Origin of the sequence: Agromyces intestinalis (assembly GCF_008365295.1) — a bacterium.
Classification (GTDB): domain Bacteria; phylum Actinomycetota; class Actinomycetes; order Actinomycetales; family Microbacteriaceae; genus Agromyces; species Agromyces intestinalis.
This window is the reverse complement of record NZ_CP043505.1, coordinates 2,950,510-2,964,510: the sequence shown is the minus strand read 5'-3', so window position 1 is coordinate 2,964,510 and position 14,001 is coordinate 2,950,510. Positions and strand designations below refer to the sequence as shown.

The 14,001-nt window shown below is 71.8% G+C and carries 15 protein-coding genes; 5 read left to right on the top strand and 10 right to left on the bottom strand.

Annotation, left to right across the window (positions count from 1 at the left end; translation table 11 throughout):
- Positions 1-87: 87 nt before the first annotated feature.
- From FLP10_RS13465 to FLP10_RS13455, 3 genes are read right to left on the bottom strand one after another with little or no spacing between them, the layout of a single operon-like run.
- Positions 88-819: a dihydrofolate reductase family protein gene (locus FLP10_RS13465; protein WP_149161336.1), complete on the bottom strand. Its 732-nt coding sequence runs from the start codon at positions 817-819 to the stop codon at positions 88-90.
- A gap of 13 nt (positions 820-832) precedes the next feature.
- Positions 833-1,726 (bottom strand): dihydropteroate synthase, encoded by an 894-nt coding sequence (gene folP, locus FLP10_RS13460; RefSeq protein ID WP_425457591.1) that lies wholly within the window; start codon positions 1,724-1,726, stop codon positions 833-835.
- The gene (locus tag FLP10_RS13455) at positions 1,723-2,976 is read right to left on the bottom strand and encodes an NAD(P)/FAD-dependent oxidoreductase (protein WP_149161335.1); all 1,254 of its coding nucleotides are present in this window, start codon (positions 2,974-2,976) and stop codon (positions 1,723-1,725) included. Before FLP10_RS13455 ends, folP begins: the two co-directional genes overlap by 4 nt.
- A 122-nt stretch (positions 2,977-3,098) precedes the next feature.
- On the opposite strand from FLP10_RS13455, the gene FLP10_RS13450 reads away from it, so the two are divergent.
- From FLP10_RS13450 to FLP10_RS13440, 3 genes are all read left to right on the top strand, one after another.
- Positions 3,099-3,791, top strand: coding sequence for a response regulator transcription factor (locus tag FLP10_RS13450; protein ID WP_149161334.1), 693 nt, complete (start codon positions 3,099-3,101; stop codon positions 3,789-3,791).
- Positions 3,792-3,843: 52 nt separating this feature from the next.
- On the top strand, positions 3,844-5,673 hold the full coding sequence (locus FLP10_RS13445; RefSeq protein ID WP_149161333.1) for a sensor histidine kinase: 1,830 nt from the start codon (positions 3,844-3,846) through the stop codon (positions 5,671-5,673).
- A 130-nt stretch (positions 5,674-5,803) separates the two neighbouring features.
- Positions 5,804-6,094 (top strand): WXG100 family type VII secretion target, encoded by a 291-nt coding sequence (locus tag FLP10_RS13440; RefSeq protein ID WP_149161332.1) that lies wholly within the window; start codon positions 5,804-5,806, stop codon positions 6,092-6,094.
- An 11-nt stretch (positions 6,095-6,105) separates the two neighbouring features.
- On the opposite strand, the gene FLP10_RS13435 is transcribed toward FLP10_RS13440, so the two are convergent.
- The 6 genes from FLP10_RS13435 to FLP10_RS13410 form a co-directional block, all read right to left on the bottom strand.
- The gene (locus tag FLP10_RS13435) at positions 6,106-7,290 is read right to left on the bottom strand and encodes a hypothetical protein (RefSeq protein ID WP_149161331.1); all 1,185 of its coding nucleotides are present in this window, start codon (positions 7,288-7,290) and stop codon (positions 6,106-6,108) included.
- A 178-nt stretch (positions 7,291-7,468) separates the two neighbouring features.
- A complete protein-coding gene (gene groL, locus FLP10_RS13430) occupies positions 7,469-9,088 on the bottom strand; it encodes a chaperonin GroEL (protein ID WP_149161330.1) in 1,620 nt (539 codons plus the stop codon).
- 144 nt (positions 9,089-9,232) lie between these two features.
- On the bottom strand, positions 9,233-10,279 hold the full coding sequence (locus FLP10_RS13425; RefSeq protein ID WP_149161329.1) for a DUF3048 domain-containing protein: 1,047 nt from the start codon (positions 10,277-10,279) through the stop codon (positions 9,233-9,235).
- Between the two features lie 164 nt (positions 10,280-10,443).
- Positions 10,444-10,647 carry a cold-shock protein gene (locus FLP10_RS13420; protein ID WP_149161328.1) on the bottom strand — a complete coding sequence of 68 codons (204 nt, stop codon included), beginning with the start codon at positions 10,645-10,647 and terminating at the stop codon, positions 10,444-10,446.
- Positions 10,648-10,914: 267 nt separating this feature from the next.
- Entirely contained in the window at positions 10,915-11,460 is a 546-nt protein-coding gene (locus FLP10_RS13415; protein WP_149161327.1) for a LytR C-terminal domain-containing protein, read from the bottom strand.
- Between the two features lie 36 nt (positions 11,461-11,496).
- Positions 11,497-11,823: a DUF3263 domain-containing protein gene (locus tag FLP10_RS13410; protein WP_149161326.1), complete on the bottom strand. Its 327-nt coding sequence runs from the start codon at positions 11,821-11,823 to the stop codon at positions 11,497-11,499.
- A 242-nt stretch (positions 11,824-12,065) separates the two neighbouring features.
- Between FLP10_RS13410 and msrB the strand changes: the two genes are divergently transcribed.
- Together msrB and FLP10_RS13400 are read left to right on the top strand one after the other, a co-directional pair.
- Positions 12,066-12,467 (top strand): peptide-methionine (R)-S-oxide reductase MsrB, encoded by a 402-nt coding sequence (msrB, locus tag FLP10_RS13405; protein ID WP_149161325.1) that lies wholly within the window; start codon positions 12,066-12,068, stop codon positions 12,465-12,467.
- Entirely contained in the window at positions 12,464-13,045 is a 582-nt protein-coding gene (locus FLP10_RS13400) for a nitroreductase family protein (protein WP_246150026.1), read from the top strand. The genes msrB and FLP10_RS13400 overlap by 4 nt, the downstream gene beginning before the upstream one ends.
- Here FLP10_RS13400 and FLP10_RS13395 read toward each other — a convergent pair.
- On the bottom strand, positions 13,029-14,000 hold the full coding sequence (locus tag FLP10_RS13395) for a DMT family transporter (protein WP_246150025.1): 972 nt from the start codon (positions 13,998-14,000) through the stop codon (positions 13,029-13,031). The two genes, FLP10_RS13400 and FLP10_RS13395, sit on opposite strands and share 17 nt — an antisense overlap.
- Position 14,001: the final 1 nt, after the last annotated feature.

Below are 14,001 nucleotides of genomic sequence, written 5' to 3'. Positions count from 1 at the left end.
CATTCGCCGCGACGCGTGCCCGGGGACGCGCGGCCCCGCACGGGACAGCGGGCGACGCGTAGCGGGCGCCCGGCGGGCTGTGCCCGCTCAGCGCTCGCGCGCGTAGCGCAGTAGGAGCAGATCGCCCGCGGGCAGCGCGTGCACGAGCCGCATGCGGCGCGCCGCCTCGGCCGCACCCCGCACGATGCGCCCCGCGTCGCCGCCGACGAGCGTCGGGCTGAGGCTCAGGCACAGCTCGTCGACGAGCTCTGACTCGAGCAGGCTGCCGAACAGGTGCGGCCCGCCCTCGCAGAGCACCTGCGAGAGGCCCGCGGAGGCGAGCGCGGCGAGGGCCGCGCCCAGGTCGACGGATGCCTCGCCGCAGACGATCACATCGGCGACCTCAGCCAGGGCGGCCCGGCGGGCGGGGGGCGAGGCAGCGCAGGTGATCACGAGCGGGCGGGTGACCGCCCCGGCGAAGAACGGATGCGCCGCGTCGATGTCGAGCGCGCGCGAGACCGTCGCGATCCGCGGCTGGTGGGGCAGCCCGTGCTCGCGCCGCCACGCGACGCCCTCGCGGCCGACCCGAACCCCGCCGTACCCTTCGACGCGCACCGTGCCGAGCCCGACCAGCACGACATCGGCGAGCGCGCGCAGCACCCCCATCGCGAGCCGATCGCTCGCGTCCCCGAGTCCGCCGCTGCGGTCGTCGAGCGTGACCGCGCCGTCGAGGCTCATCACGAAGTTCATGCGCACGCGGGGGGTCGTGCGATCGTCGATCGCGTACGCGTCGAGCAGGGTCGCGCGGTCGACGGCGGGCGAGGCATCCGGCCGGTTCATCGACGCCGCCCGCTCACCGGTTGTGCTCCAGGAAGACCGGCTCGCGCCACCCCTCGATCGCCTCGACCATGCGCATCGCGTCGACCGTCTCGCGCACGTTGTGCACGCGCACGATGCGGGCGCCTTTGAGCACGCAGTACACGGCGGCGGCCAGCGACCCCTCGACGCGCTGCGATCGGTCGCGGCGGCCGAGGCTCTCGCCGACGAAGTCTTTATTCGACAACGCGACGAGGGTGGGGTACCCGAGTGCGGTCACCTCGTCGAGGCGCCGGGTGAGGGTGAGCGAGTCGAGCGTCTGCTTGTTCAGGTCGTGGCCCGGGTCGACGATGATGCGATCGGATGCCACGCCTCGCGACTCGGCGAGCGCGACCCGCTCGCGAAGGAACGCGACGACGTCGGCCACCACGTCGCCGTACCGAGGCGACGGGTAGGGCTCGCGCGGGGCGGCGAGGCTGTGGGTGACCACCACGGAGGCCTCGGCCGCGGCCACGACATCGGCCATCGCCGGGTCGTGCAGGCCGGTCGTGTCGTTGATCACGTGGGCGCCGGCGGCGAGTGCGGCGCGTGCGACGTCGGGATGGAAGGTGTCGACCGACAGCACCGCACCCGAACGGGCGAGCCCCGCTACGACGGGAACCACGCGCTCGAGCTCCTCTTCGATCGGGATCGCCGGGCCGGGTGCGAACTTGGCTCCCCCGATGTCGACCCAGTCGGCTCCGGCCTCGACCGCGCGGAGCCCGGCCTCGACCGCGAGCTCGGTCGCATCGGTGCGCCCCTGGTCGTAGAACGAGTCGGGCGTGCGGTTCACGATCGCCATCACCGCGACCTGGCGTGCGAAGTCGAAGGTGCGCGGGCCGATGCGGCGCACGAGCGCGTCGGCCGCGGGCGCGGAGGTCGGCCCGCTCACGGCGTCTCCGGTCCGGCGAGCGCGGCGAGGGGCACCGTCGGGTCGGCGAGCTCGGCGGCCGAGACGGTGCGCTCCGAGCGGATGAGCCGCTGCACGTCCTCGTTGACGTCCCACACGTTCACGTTCATGCCGGCCACGACCTTGCCGTCCTGCTGCCAGAACGCAACGTACTCGTCCCCGGCGCCCGCGTCGAGGTCGCCGCGGATCACGGGCGCGTTGCCCGCGGCGAGCTGACCGTAGCCCGAGTACTCCATGCCGAGGTCGTACTGGTCGGTGAAGAAGTAGGGGATCTCGCCGTACTCGACGGCTTCGCCCGCGAGGATCCGGCCGACGACCTTGCCGCTCGCGTCGGCGTTGGCCCAGTGCTCGACCCGCAGCCGGTGACCGAGCCGCCGGTTCCACACGTTCGCCACGTCGCCTGCGGCGAACACGTCGACCGCGCTCGTGCGGAACGAGGAGTCCGTCGCCACGCCGTTCTCGAGTTCGAGCCCGCCGGATGCCGCGAGGCGCGTGTCGGGCGTCGCGCCGATGCCGAACACGACGAGGTCGGCGTCGACCTCGTCACCGGTGCCGAGCACCACGGCGCGGGCCCGCCCGCCCTCGCCGCGCACGGCCCCGACTCCCGCACCCGAGACGAACCGCACGCCGTTCGCCTCGTGCAGCGCACGGAACCGGGCGCCGAGCTCGGGCCCGATCGCCGCGACCAGCGGCACCTCGTCGCGCAGCACCACCGTGACGTCATTGCCGTACCCGCGGGCCGCCGCGGCCACCTCGAGCCCGATCCATCCACCGCCCACGAGCACCACGCGGCGGTCGCCGCGACGCAGCGCGGTGCGCAGGCGGGTCGAGTCGGGCAGGCGACGCAGCGTGTGGATGCCTCGGAGCCCCGCCCCTGGTCCGTCGAACCGCCTGGGGATCGCGCCCGTCGCGATGAGCAGCCGGTCGTATTCGACCACCTCGTCGCCGACCTGGAGCGTGTGCGCGGCGGGCACGAGCCCCGTCGCGGGCGTGCCGCGACGCACGTCGACGTCGTGCTCGCGGTACCACGCGGCATCCAGCGGGTACACCGCCGACGAGGCATCCGAACCCTGCAGGTAGCCCTTCGAAAGCGGCGGCCGCTCGTACGGAAGCCGTGGCTCCTCGGCGATCACGACGACCTCGCCGCCGAACCCCGCACCGCGCAGCGACTCGGCGGCGCGCGCCGCCGTGAGTCCTCCGCCGGCGATGACCACTCGCTCCGATGACGCCATGTCCCGAGTCTTCCACCCGGGCGAAGGAGCGGCCAGCCCTCCAGCCCGCGTGGATTGCGCGGAAAGCGGACACTCGGTCGTTTGTCAGGAAGAGTGCAGCCCGTCCGCAGCAGAATGACCCCATGAGCGACGGACCTCGCATTCTCATCGTCGACGACGAACCGAACATCCGCGACCTGCTCACCACGAGCCTGCGATTCGCCGGATTCGCCGTCCGCGCCGTCGGAAACGGCGCCCAGACCATCTCGGCCGTGCTCGAGGAGGAACCCGATCTCATCATCCTCGACGTGATGCTGCCCGACATGAACGGGTTCAGCGTGACGAAGCGGCTCCGCAGCGCGGGGTACACCGCACCCATCCTGTTCCTCACCGCGAAGGACGACACCGAAGACAAGATCACCGGCCTCACCGTCGGCGGCGACGACTACGTCACCAAGCCGTTCAGCCTCGACGAAATCGTCGCGCGCATCAAGGCGATCCTTCGGCGCACCATGCACGCCGAGGAGGACGCGGTGATCCGCACCGGCGAGCTCACGATGGACCAGGACACCCACGAGGTGCTCGTGGGCGATGTGCCGGTCGAGCTGAGCCCCACCGAGTTCAAGCTGCTGCGGTACCTCATGCTGAACCCGAACCGGGTGCTGTCGAAGGCCCAGATCCTCGATCACGTCTGGGAGTACGACTTCAACGGCGACGCGGGCATCGTCGAGAGCTACATCTCGTACCTGCGTCGCAAGCTCGACCAGCACTCGACCGAGCCCCTCATCCAGACCAAGCGGGGATTCGGGTACATGTTGAAGAGTTCCAAGGGTTAGCGGGGCTCCGGCACAGGACCGGTACAGGGAGCCTCCGTAGACTCGCCGAGCCATGCACCAGACCCTTTCCGAGCGGTGGAACCGCATCTCGCTTCGCACGAAGATCACCGGCGTGACCGTGCTGGTGCTGACGCTCGGTCTGCTCGTGTCGGGCATCGGCACCGCGGCGATGCTGCGCGGGTACGTCGAGAGCCAGATGGAGGCGAAGCTGCGCTCGATCGCCGGCGGTTCGCTCGAGAAGTACTTCGAGTCGTCGGGCGAGGGCGAGGGCAGCGGTGACGGCGACGACGACTGGGCGGTGAGCCTCGGCAAGCTCGACTTCCGCGACTCCGACGACGTGTTCGTGGCCGTCTACCGCACCGACGGTACGTACCGGGGCAACAACTGGTCGCTGCGCGCCCGCGATGAGCTGCCCCAGATCCCGCGCACCCTGACGCTCATCAAGGTGCTCGAGATCAACGACGGCGACTACCGCATCCTCGAGCTCCCCGACGGTGCAGGGCACCCCTCGTTCCGTGCGATCGTGTCGCTGCAGACGGCCGACCAGCCCGGTCACGACGTGCCCGTGCTGATCGCGATCTCGACCGTCGAGAGCGAGCGGCTGCTCGCGGCCTACCTCACCATCTTCTTCGGCTTCGGGTTCGGCGTGGTGCTCATCGGAGCGTTGCTCACCCGCATGCTCGTCACCTCGACGTTCGCGCCGCTGCGCGAGGTCGAGCGCACCGCCGCGGCCATCGCCGACGGTGACTTCAGCCAGCGCCTCGGCGGCGCGACGCCGAACACCGAGGTGGGTCGGCTGAACCGGTCGCTCAACACCATGCTCAATCGAATCGACCGCGCCTTCCGCGACCGGGCGCGCACCATCGACCAGATGCGCCGCTTCGTCGGGGATGCCTCGCACGAGCTGCGCACCCCGCTGGTGTCGGTGCGCGGCTACGCCGAGCTGTACCGCATGGGCGCCCTGCAGACGCCCGAAGAGGTCGCGCAGGCCATGGATCGCATCGAGAAGGAAGCGGTGCGCATGGGCGGCCTGGTCGAGGACCTGCTGGCCCTCGCCCGCCTCGACGAGGCCAAGCCGCTCGAGCTCGCCGAGGTCGACCTCGTGCCGCTCGCCCGCGACGCCGCGCTCGACACCATGGCCGCCCACCCTGATCGTAAGGTGACCGTGATCGCGCCGGGCGACGGCGGCGAGGGCGTGCGCGTCGGTGCGGTACCGGCGCTCGCGGTCGACCTCGAACCCGACGCCCCCCGCGGTACCCGAGCCGGCGGAATCGCGTTCGCGGGCGCCACGCTCGCGCGCCTGCGCGGTCGCCGCCTGCGCGACCAGGGTGGCAAGCGCGGCGTGGCGGGGTCGACCGCGACCGGTGCGATCGCGGTGCCGGCCGGTGCCGGCGCCTCCGGCGACCAGGCGCCCGGCAGCGCGAGTGCGCCCGTCACCGGCGCGAACTCGCGGCCGCAGATCGCGACGGATGCCCCGTCGGAGCTCGTGCGTCCCGCGATCGTGCTGGCCGAGGAGAACAAGATCCGGCAGGTGCTCACGAACCTCGTCGCGAACGCGATCCGCTTCACCCACGAGGGCAGCCCGCTCGAGATCCGGGTCTCGGTCGATGACGCAGCCGATCGCGCGACGTTCGAGGTGATCGACCACGGCGAAGGCATTCCGCCGCAGATCCGCGAGAAGATCTTCCAGCGGTTCTGGCGCGCCGACACTTCGCGCACGCGCGAGACGGGCGGCTCGGGGCTGGGCCTCGCGATCGTGTCGTCGATCGTCGCCGCCCACAACGGCACGGTCGACGTGGTCGAGACGCCCGGCGGAGGGGCGACGTTCCGCATCTCGCTGCCGCTGGCGGGCTCGCCGTCGGCGCCGCAGCCGGTCGGCTGAGCGCTCCTCCACAGCGACGCACGGCAGGCGCGTTCCCTCCGTCGGGCGGATGCCTCGGCGAGCCGGCCGACGCGATCTCTAGCCTGGCGACGTCCGCATGCTTCGCGGGCCACACCGAAGGGATCCAACGATGACCGTCTTCCACGTCGACAGCGAGCAGGTGCGCGCCGCGACCCAGTCAACGCAGGCGGCGGTCAGCCGCGTGCAGGCCGAGGTCGACGCGCTCATGGGCCGGCTCACCGCGCTGCAGCAGAGCTGGTCGGGCCAGGCGTCCACCGCGTTCCAAGGCGCGGTGGCCGACTGGCGAGCGACACACGCCCAGGTCGAAGAGCACCTCGCCGCGCTGAGCCACGCCCTCGGCGTCGCCGCCACCCAGTACGTCGATGCCGAACAGGCGAACACGCGGCTCTTCCTGCGCTGAACGCGGCGCGTTCAGGCCCCGTCGGAGGCGCGCAGTCCGGCGACCACCGTCTCGGCGAGCCGCACGATGGAGTCGCGAGCCGCGGAGTAGTCGTTCGGCGGCAGATACTCGACCGTCGCCGCCGGTACCTCGGGGAACTCGACCCGCACCCAGTCCCCGCCCGTGCGGACGTCGAGGGTGCACTCGGCCGCCGGGTCCGCGCAGCGCAGCAGTGCGTCGCCGGGCTCGACCCCCGCCACCTGCACGACCTCGGCGCCGCCGGCGAGCCACGCCTCCTCGCCCCGGTCGAACCCCCACGAGCCGCCCGGCAGCACGCCGACCTCCCCGAATCCGGCGTCCCGGTCGGTGAAGAAGATCGAGCAGCGCATCGCGCCGGTCTCGTGAGCGGCCCAGAAGTACTGGCCGACTCTCGGCCCGTCCCAGCTCTCGCCGAAGCCGATCGGCGCGAGCCCGGTGATCGCCGCGACCGAGGTCGCGGGTGCGAGGTCCTCGCACGCGCCGGCCCGCGCCGACTCCCCCGGCGTCCAGCGCGGCCCCGGCTCGGTCGCGGCGAGCGCGTCGACCATGGGGTCAGCGACCCCGCGGAACCCGGCGAGAAGGTCGGGGTCGGCGCGGCCGTCGAAGACGATGCCGTGCACCGTGAACTCGACCCAGGTCGGGCCGATCGCTCCGTACAGCTCGCAGAAGCCGGTCCACGACGCGTCCGTCGCGGCCATGCAGCGCGGTCCTTGGACGTGTGTGCCGTAGGTCGGGTCGGCGCTCTGGTAGAGGTCGACGTACTCGATCGCACCGTCGAGACCGTCGGGCAGCACCCGCAGGATGACCACCTGACGGTCGGCGTCCGGTCCGGTCCAGGTCGAAGCTCCGAGGCCGTTCGTCCATTGGCAGTCGATGCCGCCGAGCTGCGTGACGGCCGCATCGTCGGGGTCGAGCCGGTCGATCGCGGGCACCGGCGCGAGCGGATTCGCCGTCTCACCGACGAGCAATTGCAGCGCGGCGGTGGACGCGAGCCCATCGCAGTCGACCGGGATGCGCGCTTCGGGGCCGGCCTCGACCGGCTCGGCCGACGGCGTCGGGCTCGTCGGGGGTTCGGAGTCGTCGGGCGCCGCGGCACCCGGCGGGGCCGTGCAGGCTGTGAGCGCGAGCATTCCGCTCAGCACGGCGATCGCGGGCAGGGCGGCACGTCGACGGGTCATGGCACGAAGCTAGCAACCCGGTGGGTCCGGGCGGATCGCGCCGGACAACGATTCGATCACGCCCGCGGACGGTGCGGTCGGCCGAGGCGCGAATGGGCGCACGATCGCCGCGGCACGACGAAGGGCGCCTCCCGCAGGAGACGCCCTTCGCCCTGGGTTCCGAGGAAGAGAGCCGGACTCAGAAGTCCATGCCACCCGTGGGGTCGCCGACCGGAGCCGGGGTCTTCTCGGGCTTGTCGGCCACGACCGCCTCGGTGGTGAGGAACAGGCCGGCGATCGACGCGGCGTTCTGCAGCGCCGAGCGGGTGACCTTGGCCGGGTCGATGATGCCCTGCGCGAGCAGGTCGCCGTACTCGCCGGTCGCGGCGTTCAGGCCGTGACCGTCGGGCAGCTCGGAGACCTTGTTCGCCACGACACCCGGCTCGAGGCCCGCGTTGAGGGCGATCTGCTTGAGCGGGGCCTCGATGGCGACCTTGACGATGTTCGCACCGGTCGCCTCGTCGCCGACCAGCTCGAGCTTCGGGAACGCCTTCGCGCCGGCCTGGATGAGCGCGACGCCGCCACCGGCGACGATGCCCTCCTCGACGGCCGCCTTCGCGTTGCGCACGGCGTCCTCGATGCGGTGCTTGCGCTCCTTGAGCTCGACCTCGGTCGCCGCACCCGCCTTGATGACGGCCACGCCGCCCGCGAGCTTGGCGAGGCGCTCCTGCAGCTTCTCGCGGTCGTAGTCGGAGTCGGTGTTCTCGATCTCCTGGCGGATCTGGGCCACGCGGCCGGCGATCTGCTCGGGGTCGCCCGCGCCCTCGACGATGGTGGTCTCGTCCTTGGTGATGACGACCTTGCGAGCCTGGCCGAGCAGGTCGAGGGTGACGTTCTCGAGCTTGAGGCCGAGCTCCTCCGAGATGACCTGGCCACCGGTGAGGATGGCGATGTCCTGGAGCTGCGCCTTGCGGCGGTCGCCGAAGCCGGGAGCCTTGACCGCGACCGACTTGAAGATGCCGCGCACCTTGTTGACGATCAGGGTCGCCAGCGCCTCGCCGTCGACGTCCTCGGCGATGATCAGCAGCTGCTTGCCGGTCTGGATGACCTTGTCGACGATCGGCAGCAGGTCCTTGATGTTCGAGATCTTGGAGTTCGCGATGAGGATGTACGGGTCTTCGAACACCGCCTCCTGGCGCTCGGGGTCGGTCACAAAGTACGCCGACAGGTAGCCCTTGTCGAAGCGCATGCCCTCGGTGAGCTCGAGCTCGGTGCCGAACGTGTTCGACTCCTCGACGGTGACGACGCCCTCCTTGCCGACCTTGTCGATCGCCTCGGCGATGATCTCGCCGATCTGGGGGTCGGCGGCCGAGATCGACGCGGTGGCGGCGATCTCTTCCTTCGTCTCGATCTCCTTGGCGGCGGCGAGGAGCTCCTCCGAGACGGCCGCGACGGCCTTCTCGATGCCGCGCTTCAGCGAGATGGGGTCGGCGCCGGCCGCGACGTTGCGCAGGCCCTCGCGCACGAGCGCCTGGGCGAGCACGACCGAGGTCGTGGTGCCGTCACCCGCGACGTCGTCGGTCTTCTTCGCGACCTCCTTGACGAGCTCCGCGCCGATCTTCTCGTACGGGTCGTCGAGCTCGATCTCCTTGGCGATCGACACGCCGTCGTTCGTGATGGTGGGGGCGCCCCACTTCTTCTCGAGCACGACGTTGCGGCCGCGCGGGCCGAGGGTCACCTTGACCGCGTCGGCGAGCTGGTTGAGTCCACGCTCGAGCCCGCGGCGGGCCTCCTCGTCGAAAGCGATGATCTTTGCCATGTGTTTCTCTCGTCCCTTCCCGGACGTCTGAAGAATGGTGTTAGCACTCGAAACGACCGAGTGCTAAAGACGATTCTGGCACTCGCCCTCGACGAGTGCAAGCGCGCACGACGGCGCCGCGAGGCATCCGGGCCCGCAGTTCGCTCAGGGCGCGAAGGTGACGCCGCCCTCGTTCGGCACCAGCTCGACCCACGTATTGCCGGGAGCCAGCCGCAGGGGCGTACCGTCGTCGGCGGTGAGCACGATGGGCGCTTCGCGCGACGCCTTCGACCAGGTGCCGTGCGCGGTGCGACCGGCCGCCGACACCCACGCCTCGCCGCCGCCGTCGAGCACCGTGCGCGGCACCTCGCCCCACGACCAGTCGATCCCGACGCGCAGCGTCACCACGTTCGTCGCCCGCACGCGCTCGCCCGACGCCTCGCTTTCAGGCACTCCCTCCTGCGAGCGCAGCCACGCGCCGGTCGCCGCATCCCAGTCCCACGACGGGAATCGCGCATCTGAGAACACCAACGCGATGTGCGACGTCGGCTGGGCGGCGTAGGCGGGGTCGGCGAGCGGGTCGGTGCCGCCGAACACGAACTGCGTCGGCGGTGGCCCGAGCTCGAGATACCGGCCGACGCCCTCCTTCGCGAGCAGGATCACGTCGTGCGGGCCGGGGCGATCGTCGGCCCGGTAGAAGAGTCCCGTCTCGTCGTAGTCGAAGACGAGGTTCGGCAGGCCCGTCGACATCATCATCTCGACGAAGACGTCCTGCCCGCCCGAGTACGCCACCGGCCCGCCGAACGGCGTGAGGATGTCGGGGTCCATCGGCCGGATCGACCGCACCGGGCCGACCTCGTCGGGAACGTCCGCGTGCCACACCACCGCGTACCTGGTGATTCCTCCCTCGACGAGTTCCTCGAACGCGATGTCGCTGCGGTTCAGCGCGATCTGCGGGCGCGCCTCCTCGTGGTTGTCGATCTTCACCCCGATCGACGGATGCGCCAGTGCGGCGCCGTCCGCGAGGGTGCCGCGCAGCGGAGCGTACGCGATGGGCACGGGCACGATGTCGGAGGCGGGGCGCGCGCGCGTCGGCGTCGGCGTCTCGGTCGGAAGCGGATCGGTCGGGCCCGAACACGACAGGAGCCCGATCCCGACCGCGCAGATCAGCAGTGCGGCACCGAAGCGGCGCACCCCCCGGTCGCGTCCCATGGCGTCATGCTAGCGGCGGCGCCCCGCCCGGCCGGCCGACCACGGCTCCGACACGCCGCGCCCGGGCGGCGGACGAGGCATCCGGCGAGGCATCCGCGACGCCCCTCCGAACACGACGGAGCGCGCCGCCCGGTCGAGGGGCGACGCGCTCCGGAACGCGGGAATCAGACCGGACGGACCGACTCCGCCTGCGGGCCCTTCGCGCCCGAGCCGACCTCGAACTGGACCTGCTGGCCCTCTTCGAGGACCTTGTAGCCGGACATGTCGATCGCGGAGTAGTGGACGAAGACGTCCTGGCCGCCACCGTCGACGGTGATGAACCCGTATCCCTTTTCAGCGTTGAACCACTTGACGGTTCCGTTCGCCATGCGTTGCTCCCATGTATTGCAGTGTGTGTCAGCACGTGCCTGTCGCCTGTACCGGGCCCCCCTTTCGTGCTGACATGGCGCCGGGCGACGCCGGGTGTTCCACACGGGATGAGCGACCAATTCCCATTCAGACATCGTGCAACCGGCGGGCACAAGAGGGTGCGAGGCCGGAATTGTCGCAGAATGGCAACGATTCGGCCTCAGCCGGGCGCCAGAGCGTGCAGGATGCCTCGCAGCGTCGCTCCCCGCAGACGACGCCGGGTCGGGTCAGCCTGCGGCGCCGACCGCCGCCGCGAAATCGGAGCCCACGACGAGCACGAGCGGTGTGCCGATCTCGGCGAACTTCGCGTCGTAGCGGACGTCGGCCTCGGAGATCGCCTGAGCGACGCCGCGCGCCGCGCCCTCGAGTTCGGGCGTCGCGTAGTACACGTACGTCTCGGTGAGATCGTTCTCGCTCGCGTTCGCGGTTCCGCCGACGGGGATGGCCGCCGCCTGCAGTGTCTCGGCGGCCTGGGCGGCCAGACCGCTCACGGTGGTGCCGTTCAACACCGTGACGGGCTGATCAGGCGCGATGGTGGGCTCGGCGGTGGCGGTGGGCTCGGGCGTCGAGGTCGACTGGCCGCTCGCGTCGATACGGTCGCCGAGCGAGACGACGCCCCAGATGCCGATGCCCGCGAGCACCACGGTCGCGAGGGCGGCCCAGCCGAACGCGATCCAGCCCGATGCGCGCCGACTCGGAGCCCGGTGCGCACCCACACGCTCGATGCCGTGCGGCACGGTGTCGAATCGGTCGCGGGGGAACTTCTGCGCCATGTGGTGGTGTCGGTCCTGTCGGTCGGGGCGGGCGGCTCAGTCGAGCGGCCGGCCGAGGGTCGGCGTGCGAGCCAGGCGGGCCGCGCGGCGCGCATCGCGCAACCGGAGCAGTCGCTTGACGAGCATCGGGTCGTGCCGAAGAGCGTCGGGCGAGGAGATCAGCTCCCCGAGGATCCGATAGTAGCGAGGAGCCGAGAGCTCGAACTCGGCGCGGATGGCCTCGGCCTTCGCCCCCTCGTCGCGGAACACGCGATGCTCGAACGCCAGGATGCGCCGACCCCGCTCGTCGAGGGCGATGCCGGCGGGTGCCTCGGATCGGCCCGTGCCGGGTTCGTCGACCTCGGTGCGCGGCGCACCGTGCATGCTCGCCTCCCTCGACGACGGAACGGATGCCCCGCCTGCAGCACATCCTAGGCATGAGCCGGCTGGGAGCGACCCGAGCCGCCCGGCGTGTGCGCCGGAACGCGGGCGCGCCTCTCGGAACAGGAAGCGCCGCAACAGTGTTGCACCCATCGGCGGAGTGCACGCGGGGCGCGGTTAGGCTCGCATGGGGATACTCCGGCCGCGGCGACGGCGGAGGTTCCGCCGCGAGAAAGGGATCCGAGATGACCTACGACGTCCAGCGCAGTGACGAGCAGTGGCGTGCCGAGCTCGCCCCCGAGCAGTACGCCGTGCTCCGCGAGGCCGCCACCGAGCGTGCCTGGACTGGCGAGCTGCTCGACGAGCACCGTGCCGGCATCTACACCTGTGCGGCGTGCGGCGCCGAACTGTTCCAGAGCGGCACGAAGTTCGACTCGGGCTGCGGGTGGCCGAGCTTCTACGAGTCGGTGCGGCCCGAGGCGGTCGAGCTGATCGAGGACACCTCGCTCGGTATGGTGCGCACCGAGGTGCGCTGCGCACGGTGCGGGTCGCACCTGGGCCATGTCTTCCCCGACGGGTTCGGCACCCCCACCGGCGACCGCTACTGCATGAACTCGATCGCACTCGGGTTCTCGCCCGAGTCGTGACCGGGGTCGCCACGCCGGTGACGACCGCGACCGGTGCGTTCGAGGCGGTCACACGCCGCCGCTCCGTCGCGAAGGTGACCGCGGCGGCACCCGACGACGACGAGGTGCTGCGGCTCCTGTCGGCCGCGGGAACCGTCGCCGACCATGCCGCACTCCAGCCCTGGCGGGTGATCGCCCTCCGCGGCGACGCCCGGGCCCGGCTTGGCGACGCCCTCGCCGACGCGGCCGGGCTGGTCGGCGACGAACGCGCCGCCCTCTCCGCCAAGCCGCTGCGCGCACCGCTGCTGCTGGCGGTGGCGGCGCGCCGCCGCGAGCATCCGAAGGTGCCCGGCTGGGAGCAGGACGCGGCCGCCGCCGGCGTCGCGCACACCCTCAGCCTGCTCCTCGACGAAGCCGGGTGGGGCGTGATCTGGCGCACCGGGCCGCACATCCGCTCCGCGCCCGTCGCCGCAGTGCACCACCTCGCGGCCGACGAGCACCTGCTCGGCTGGCTCTACGTCGGCGGAGTGCCCGAGGGGGCGAGCCGGGTGCGGCGGCGCCCGATCGACGCCGCCGCGGTGTTCACGACCCTCGCCTGAACCCGAGCCGCAGGAACGACGGGCGCCCGCTCGCGACCACGACGGCGATGAACGCAAGGAGCGTGCCCACCGTGGTCGCGGCATCCACATGGCGGCCGGGAACCGGCAACAGCAGGTCGAGCGCGAGCGCCGACGCGAGCTGACCCGCGATCGTCGCGAGGCTGAGCAGCAGCACGCCGGTACGGCGCACGATCACCGCGGTGCCGGCGATGAACACACAGCCGAGTGCACCGCCGACATAGAGCCAGGGCTCGGCCGGGAACGCCTCGGGCGGACCCGCGACCGCCACGTGCACGACCGCCGCGATCACGAGCACGACCGTGCCGGACACGAAATTCAGGAACGTCGATGTCAGCGCGCTCGACGCGGCGACCCGGACTCGCCCGTTCACCGCCTGCTGCCAGCCCGTGCCCAGTCCCGCGATCAGCGGCATGAGCACCCACCAGATCTCGACGCCGGCGGTGAGCTGCGCCGAGACCGCGATCGTGACCGCCGCGAGGGCGAGCGAGGCGCCGACCACGCGCGGCCCGGTGATCGGATGCCGGCCGCCGGGCCCGAGCCCGATCAGGTCGATGACCAGCCCGCTCACGGTCTGCCCGGCGACGATCGCGACCGTGAACAGCGCGACGCCGAGCAGCGCCGCGGTGAGCCCCTGGCTCAGCACGAGGAACGCGCCGGCCAGACCGCCGAGCAGCATCCACCACGAGAGGGTGCGCTCGCGCAGCGCGCGACCGACCCCGCCGAACCCGGCACGACCGCGAGGCGAGATCGCGAGCGCGACGGCGAGGAGCACCAGGCCCGTGCCGAACGAGATCGCCGCGGCGGTGAAGCCGTCGTCGAGGCGGCGGCCGAGCTCGCCGTTGATGCGCGACTGCACCGACATGAGCGCACCGCACGCGGCTGCGGCGACGAGCGCCACCCAGAGCGGGGCGCGGTGCCGTGATTCGTCGTTCAAG